The following is a 7,426-nucleotide window of genomic DNA, read 5'->3' as shown; positions in this document are numbered from 1 at the left end:
TCCTACTGCGTCACCCGGACCGGGTTCAACCTCGCTGTCCTGGCGACCCGGAGAACATTACACCCGCCCGTGAGGGCCTCTCACGGGGGGTGGGTTTGCACGATCACCGCAGGTCAGCCCCCGGTTCACCGGTACGCCGTCCCGAGCGGCCGGCTCAGCCGGCCCAGTGGACCTGCAGGAGGTCCACGCGCTCGAGCTCCTCGACCACGACGTACGTCACCAGCCCGTGGGCCCCGAACGGCAGGGTGCGCACGGCTCCCCCGGGGTTCCGGTCGACCAGGGGGTCACCCGCCCACGGTGTGAGCTCGAGGACGGCCATCGCCTCGGCGAGCGCCACCACGGCCTCGTGTGGCAACCCGGACAACGTCTCCAGGACCGAGCCGACGTCGATCTCGTAGGCCACCTAGAGCCCGAGGTCCCCGCGCACCTCACGCCACGGCACGCGGGGCGTGCCGGACCCACGGTCCTCGAGTGCCGTCGCCGCCGTGCTGCGGAGCGCCCGGTAGCCGTCGTGTCCCCCCGCCGCCACGGTCACCCGGGCAACCCGACGCCAAGCCTCCAGGCAGCTGTGCACGACCGAAAGGTCGTAGGTGTCGGCGGCTCGGGACAGCGCTTCACGCCACTGGCGGTCGAACTCGGCAGCGCTCTCGGGCGCCAGGACCGCGCGGACCTGGGCCGGCGTCGCGTCCACCCAGGTCCCCGGGTGCCGCCCACCCGGCGGGGTCGAGGACGCGGCCGCGGTCATGGCCGTCACTGTACGACGGAGGGCCCTGCCGTCGGCCGGAACGGCCGAGGTGTCGCTGCGTGACCCCGAGGCCCCGAGGACACCAGACACCGGGACACCGGGACACCGGGACACCGGGACACCGGGACACCGAGACAGCACGGGGCCGACCAACCTGCCCGCGTAGCGCTCCGAGGTCACCGACGAGGAGCTCATGGCGCTCACCGTCTCCGGTGGTGGCGACGCCCGTGCCGATGGTGGGACCGGGTCCGCGCCCACTGAGCTGGGCCTCCGCCCGCGGGGGCACCGGGACGCCGACCGGGTTCCTCGACGGCGCGTGGGGGGCGACGGCTGCGCATTCGTGCTCGACTCCCACGGTCGAACCGGCACACCGGCGTCGTGGTCTCGCCCCTGGTGCCTCCGGGCGCGGATCGCGCGCGGAAGGCGGGGGCGAGTGGCGGCCCGTCGACGTCGCGGGTTCGACCTCCGCGCCTGCAGGCTTCGCCCCACCCGAGCGGACCCCTGAAGGCTGGCGGCATCCGGCCTGACCGGGCTCGTCTCGAGGCTGAGGCCGTCCCCGCCCGGGAGAGGGCGGACACCCGCCGTCCGCGGGCCCCGGTCTCTTCGCGGCGACGGGAAGGCCGCACGCAGCCGCCCACGGACCGAGGATTCGACGACGCCGCACGTCGTCATGACCACCCCTCAGCGAGCCGCCGCACAGGGCAGCAGGGCAGCGCCGGCAAGTAGCCGCCGACCATCCCAGGGACCACCGCACGCGGAGGAGTAGATGGCGGCGACACCGCGGTCGCTCCGAGACAGCAGTCGTCCCGGGATCGGCTGTGCGCGCAGGACGCCTCCGGCGCTGTCGGGTGCCAGGTGATCGTCCGTCTCCGCCGGCGCCACTCTCCGCATGCTTCGGCGAGTACCACCCCGGACCCGAGGGCCGTCGGACGCTCCGAATCCTGCCGCCGGTCGTCCTCGTGATGGAGCTCGGGAAGCGGGATCAGAAAGGCGTCGGCCAGGCCTGTGCCAGCGCTCTCGCTCGTGGCCGAGAAACGGGCTCGAACGCGAAAAAGGGGCGGGGGCTCCTGGTGGAGTCCTCGCCCCTTTTTTTTGTGGGGTGGTGATGTGTGTGGGGGTGGTCGGGTGTTCCGGCGGTGTCCTACTCTCCCACGACCTGTCGGTCGCAGTACCATCGGCGCTGGAGGGCTTAGCTTCCGGGTTCGGGATGGGTCCGGGCGTTTCCCCTCCGCTGTGACCACCGGAACACCCCACCACCCCCACGAGCCGGTTGCCCGGTTGTGGGGTGGGGTGTGTGGTCGCTGGGATATGCACAGTGGACGCGAACAGTTTGTTCGTTACGCAGTTGTTTGCCGTGTTCACACACAAGCTCGTCGTGATTGCTTGACGTGTGTGTGGGCAAGTCCTCGGCCTATTAGTACCAGTCCACTGAACGCCTTGCGGCGATTACATGTCTGGCCTATCAACCCACTGGTCTGGTGGGGGCCTTAACCCTCGAAGGGGTGGGAGACCTCATCTTGGAACAGGCTTCCCGCTTAGATGCCTTCAGCGGTTATCCTTTCCGAACGTAGCCAACCAGCCGTGCCCCTGGCGGGACAACTGGCACACCAGAGGTTCGTCCGTCCCGGTCCTCTCGTACTAGGGACAGCCTTCCTCAAGTCTCCTGCGCGCGCGGCGGATAGGGACCGAACTGTCTCACGACGTTCTAAACCCAGCTCGCGTACCGCTTTAATGGGCGAACAGCCCAACCCTTGGGACCTACTCCAGCCCCAGGATGCGACGAGCCGACATCGAGGTGCCAAACCATGCCGTCGATATGGACTCTTGGGCAAGATCAGCCTGTTATCCCCGGGGTACCTTTTATCCGTTGAGCGACACCCCAACCACGTGGTGGTGCCGGATCACTAGTCCCGACTTTCGTCCCTGCTCGACCCGTCGGTCTCACAGTCAAGCTCCCTTGTGCACTTGCACTCGACACCTGGTTGCCGACCAGGCTGAGGGAACCTTTGGGCGCCTCCGTTACCCTTTGGGAGGCAACCGCCCCAGTTAAACTACCCACCAGGCACTGTCCCTGGACCAGATCATGGTCCGAGGTTAGATGCCCAATTCGACCAGAGTGGTATTTCAACGTTGACTCCACGATCACTGGCGTGACCGCTTCCCAGTCTCCCACCTATCCTACACAAGCCGAACCGAGCACCAATACCAAGCTGTAGTGAAGGTCCCGGGGTCTTTCCGTCCTGCCGCGCGTAACGAGCATCTTTACTCGTAGTGCAATTTCGCCGAGTCTGTGGTCGAGACAGCGGGGAAGTCGTTACGCCATTCGTGCAGGTCGGAACTTACCCGACAAGGAATTTCGCTACCTTAGGATGGTTATAGTTACCACCGCCGTTTACTGGCGCTTAAGTTCTCAGCTTCACCCCGGAGGGTTAACCGGTCCCCTTAACGTTCCAGCACCGGGCAGGCGTCAGTCCGTATACATCGTCTTGCGACTTCGCACGGACCTGTGTTTTTAGTAAACAGTCGCTTCCCCCTGGTCTCTGCGGCCCCACCCCGCTAACCCGCAAGGGGTTTCACGGGACAGGGCCCCCCTTCTCCCGAAGTTACGGGGGCATTTTGCCGAATTCCTTGACCACAGTTCGCTCGAACGCCTCGGTATTCTCTACCTGACCACCTGTGTTGGTTTGGGGTACGGGTCGCGTAGGAACTCGCTAGAGGCTTTTCTCGGCAGCATGGGATCACTCTACTTCGCCTCAAACGGCTATGCGTCACGTCTCAGCCTCATGGTGAACGGATTTGCCTGTCCACCGGCCTACACGCTTGCACCAGCACTACCACTAGCTGGCGGAGCTGCCCTCCTGCGTCACCCCATCGCTTGGCTACTACCAGGCGGGGTCCCGCGCTCCCCTCGAGGTGCTCCCGAAGGAGACACCCGAGGTTCGGGCGGTTAGCACACCTGGATTCGCCAGGGACGCGCCTACACGAGCACGGGAATATCAACCCGTTGTCCATCGACTACGCCTGTCGGCCTCGCCTTAGGTCCCGGCTCACCCTGGGCGGAAAAACCTGGCCCAGGAACCCTTGGTCATCCGGCGGCAGAGTTTCTCACTCTGCTATCGCTACTCATGCCTGCATTCTCACTCACACGGGCTCCACGACTGGATCACTCCGCCGCTTCACCGCCCGCATGACGCTCCCCTACCCAACACCACCACCAGCTACGCCATCAAGGGCAAGCAGTGTTCACGCGGTGTTGCCGCGGCTTCGGCGGTGCGCTTGAGCCCCGCTACATTGTCGGCGCAGGACCACTTGACCAGTGAGCTATTACGCACTCTTTCAAGGATGGCTGCTTCTAAGCCAACCTCCTGGTTGTCTGGGCGATCCCACATCCTTTCCCACTTAGCGCACGCTTAGGGGCCTTAGCCGGCGATCTGGGCTGTTTCCCTCTCGACTACGAACCTTATCGCCCGCAGTCTCACTGCCGCGCTCTCGCTCACCGGCATTCGGAGTTTGGCTGACTTCAGTAAGCTTGTAGGCCCCCTAGGCCAACCAGTGCTCTACCTCCGGTGAGTACCACGCGACGCTGCACCTAAATGCATTTCGGGGAGAACCAGCTATCACGGAGTTTGATTGGCCTTTCACCCCTACCCACAGCTCATCCCCCAGGTTTTCAACCCTGGTGGGTTCGGGCCTCCACGCCGTCTTACCGGCGCTTCACCCTGGCCATGGGTAGATCACTCCGCTTCGGGTCTAGAGCACGCGACTGAATCGCCCTGTTCGGACTCGCTTTCGCTACGGCTACCCCTCAACGGGTTAACCTCGCCACGTACCACTAACTCGCAGGCTCATTCTTCAAAAGGCACGCCATCACCCCGCAAGGCTCTGACGGCTTGTAGGCACACGGTTTCAGGTACTGTTTCACTCCCCTCCCGGGGTACTTTTCACCTTTCCCTCACGGTACTCGTCCGCTATCGGTCATCAGGGAGTATTTAGGCTTACCGGGTGGTCCCGGCAGATTCACAGCGAATTTCACGGGCTCGCTGCTACTCGGGGACACCGCAACGGGAGAACGCAGTGTTTTCGTCTACGGGGGTCTCACCCTCTACGCCGACGCGTCCCAACGCCTTCGACTAACACCACGAACACCCGCACCAGGACGGCAGCCCTGATACGCGGAACCCCACAACACCCCACCAGCAACGCCTGCCGGCTCTCACACTGGCGGGGTTTAGCCTCTTCCGCTTTCGCTCGCCACTACTCACGGAATCACTCTTGTTTTCTTCTCCTGCGGGTACTGAGATGTTTCACTTCCCCGCGTTCCCTCCCACCGTCCTATACATTCAGACGGCGGTGACACCCCATGACGGGTGCCGGGTTACCCCATTCGGACACCCTCGGATCAAAGCTCGGTTGACAGCTCCCCGAGGACTATCGCGGCCTCCCACGTCCTTCATCGGCTCCTGATGCCCAGGCATCCACCGTGCGCCCTTAACAACTTGACCAACACACACATCAAGAAATCACGACACAAATGTGCACAGAAACAAAAGATGCTCGCGTCCACTGTACAATTCTCAACGACCACACGAACCGCCACCCGACAACCCCCACAGGGGAAGCAGGTGAACGATCGCCCCTCGAGACAACAACAAAGCCCCCCACAGGGGGCCGGGTCGTCCTCTCAGGACCCAACAGTGTGCTGCCCAACCCGAAGGTCGGGAGTTTGGTGATTCCACATTTCTCGAGCAACCCCCTCCCACCCCCGACCACGGAGTCCGAAGACTCCCGAGCTCGGGGAGGTACTGAGGCCCTCCACCACCAGCCACAGCGCGCACAGAACATTCGCCTGTGAACACGCCGGCTGATGGTGTTCGGTGAAGCTCCTTAGAAAGGAGGTGATCCAGCCGCACCTTCCGGTACGGCTACCTTGTTACGACTTCGTCCCAATCGCCAGTCCCACCTTCGACCGCTCCCCCCCTTGCGGGTTGGGCCACGGGCTTCGGGTGTTACCGACTTTCGTGACGTGACGGGCGGTGTGTACAAGGCCCGGGAACGTATTCACCGCAGCGTTGCTGATCTGCGATTACTAGCGACTCCGACTTCACGGGGTCGAGTTGCAGACCCCGATCCGAACTGAGACCGGCTTTACGAGATTCGCTCCACCTCACGGCTTCGCAGCCCTCTGTACCGGCCATTGTAGCATGTGTGAAGCCCTGGACATAAGGGGCATGATGACTTGACGTCATCCCCACCTTCCTCCGAGTTGACCCCGGCAGTCTCCCATGAGTCCCCGGCATCACCCGCTGGCAACATAGGACAAGGGTTGCGCTCGTTGCGGGACTTAACCCAACATCTCACGACACGAGCTGACGACAGCCATGCACCACCTGCACACCAGCCACAAGGGAACGCCCATCTCTGGACGCGTCTGGTGCATGTCAAACCCAGGTAAGGTTCTTCGCGTTGCATCGAATTAATCCACATGCTCCGCCGCTTGTGCGGGCCCCCGTCAATTCCTTTGAGTTTTAGCCTTGCGGCCGTACTCCCCAGGCGGGGCGCTTAATGCGTTAGCTGCGGCACGGAACCCGTGGAATGGACCCCACACCTAGCGCCCAACGTTTACGGCATGGACTACCAGGGTATCTAATCCTGTTCGCTACCCATGCTTTCGCTCCTCAGCGTCAGTATCGGCCCAGAGACCCGCCTTCGCCACCGGTGTTCCTCCTGATATCTGCGCATTTCACCGCTACACCAGGAATTCCAGTCTCCCCTGCCGAACTCTAGTGATGCCCGTATCGACCGCACGCCCAGAGTTAAGCCCCAGGTTTTCACGGCCGACGTGACACACCGCCTACGAGCTCTTTACGCCCAATAATTCCGGACAACGCTCGCACCCTACGTATTACCGCGGCTGCTGGCACGTAGTTGGCCGGTGCTTCTTCTCGACCTACCGTCACCCCACCCAGAAGATGGAGCTTCGTCGATCGCGAAAGAGGTTTACAACCCGAAGGCCGTCATCCCTCACGCGGCGTTGCTGCGTCAGGCTTCCGCCCATTGCGCAAGATTCCCCACTGCTGCCTCCCGTAGGAGTCTGGGCCGTGTCTCAGTCCCAGTGTGGCCGATCACCCTCTCAGGCCGGCTATCCGTCGTCGCCTTGGTAGGCCATCACCCCACCAACAAGCTGATAGACCGCGGGCCCATCCCCCACCGAAAAAACTTTCCACCAAGAAACATGCGCTTCAAGGTCATATCCGGTATTAGACCCAGTTTCCCGGGCTTATCCCGAAGTGGAGGGCAGGTCACCCACGTGTTACTCACCCGTTCGCCGCTCGTGTACCCCGAAGGGCCTTACCGCTCGACTTGCATGTGTTAAGCACGCCGCCAGCGTTCGTCCTGAGCCAGGATCAAACTCTCCAACAAAAAACATTGGAACAAAACAGTCCCAGCAAAAAGCACCCAGCCCCACTGGCAAACAAGACCAGGTGCACCCAAAGAAACCCACGACACCCGAAAACAAACCCCGGATGCCGACGGGAAAAACCCACCAAACATTCAGCACACTGTTGAGTTCTCAAAGGACAACCACACGCGCTTCTGCGGAGCCGTTTCCGGCCCGGTTCTTCGCGGTGATTCCCACTCTACCCGACCCGATCGAGCGGCTCTTCCCGGGGGGTCCCGGTC

General features: G+C 63.0%; 2 protein-coding genes and 3 rRNA genes. All 5 read right to left on the bottom strand.

Features of this window, described 5'->3' with window-relative positions:
- Nucleotides 1-154: 154 nt before the first annotated feature.
- The 5 genes from OG774_RS29750 to OG774_RS29730 all read right to left on the bottom strand — a co-directional run bounded on the left by OG774_RS29750 (nt 155) and on the right by OG774_RS29730 (nt 7,165).
- Nucleotides 155-403 carry a hypothetical protein gene (locus OG774_RS29750; protein WP_328305911.1) on the bottom strand — a complete coding sequence of 83 codons (249 nt, stop codon included), beginning with the start codon at nt 401-403 and terminating at the stop codon, nt 155-157.
- Nucleotides 404-745 (bottom strand): DUF6247 family protein, encoded by a 342-nt coding sequence (locus tag OG774_RS29745; RefSeq protein WP_328305910.1) that lies wholly within the window; start codon nt 743-745, stop codon nt 404-406.
- 1,128 nt (nt 746-1,873) lie between these two features.
- A 5S ribosomal RNA gene (gene rrf, locus OG774_RS29740) occupies nt 1,874-1,990 on the bottom strand.
- Between the two features lie 149 nt (nt 1,991-2,139).
- A 23S ribosomal RNA gene (locus tag OG774_RS29735) occupies nt 2,140-5,247 on the bottom strand.
- Between the two features lie 386 nt (nt 5,248-5,633).
- A 16S ribosomal RNA gene (locus tag OG774_RS29730) occupies nt 5,634-7,165 on the bottom strand.
- The 16S, 23S and 5S rRNA genes sit together here, the layout of an rRNA operon.
- Nucleotides 7,166-7,426: the final 261 nt, after the last annotated feature.

This window comes from Actinomycetospora sp. NBC_00405 (assembly GCF_036044095.1).
Taxonomy (GTDB): domain Bacteria; phylum Actinomycetota; class Actinomycetes; order Mycobacteriales; family Pseudonocardiaceae; genus Actinomycetospora; species Actinomycetospora callitridis.
The sequence above is the reverse complement of the archived record's forward strand: the minus strand, read 5'-3'. Positions and strand labels throughout refer to the sequence as shown.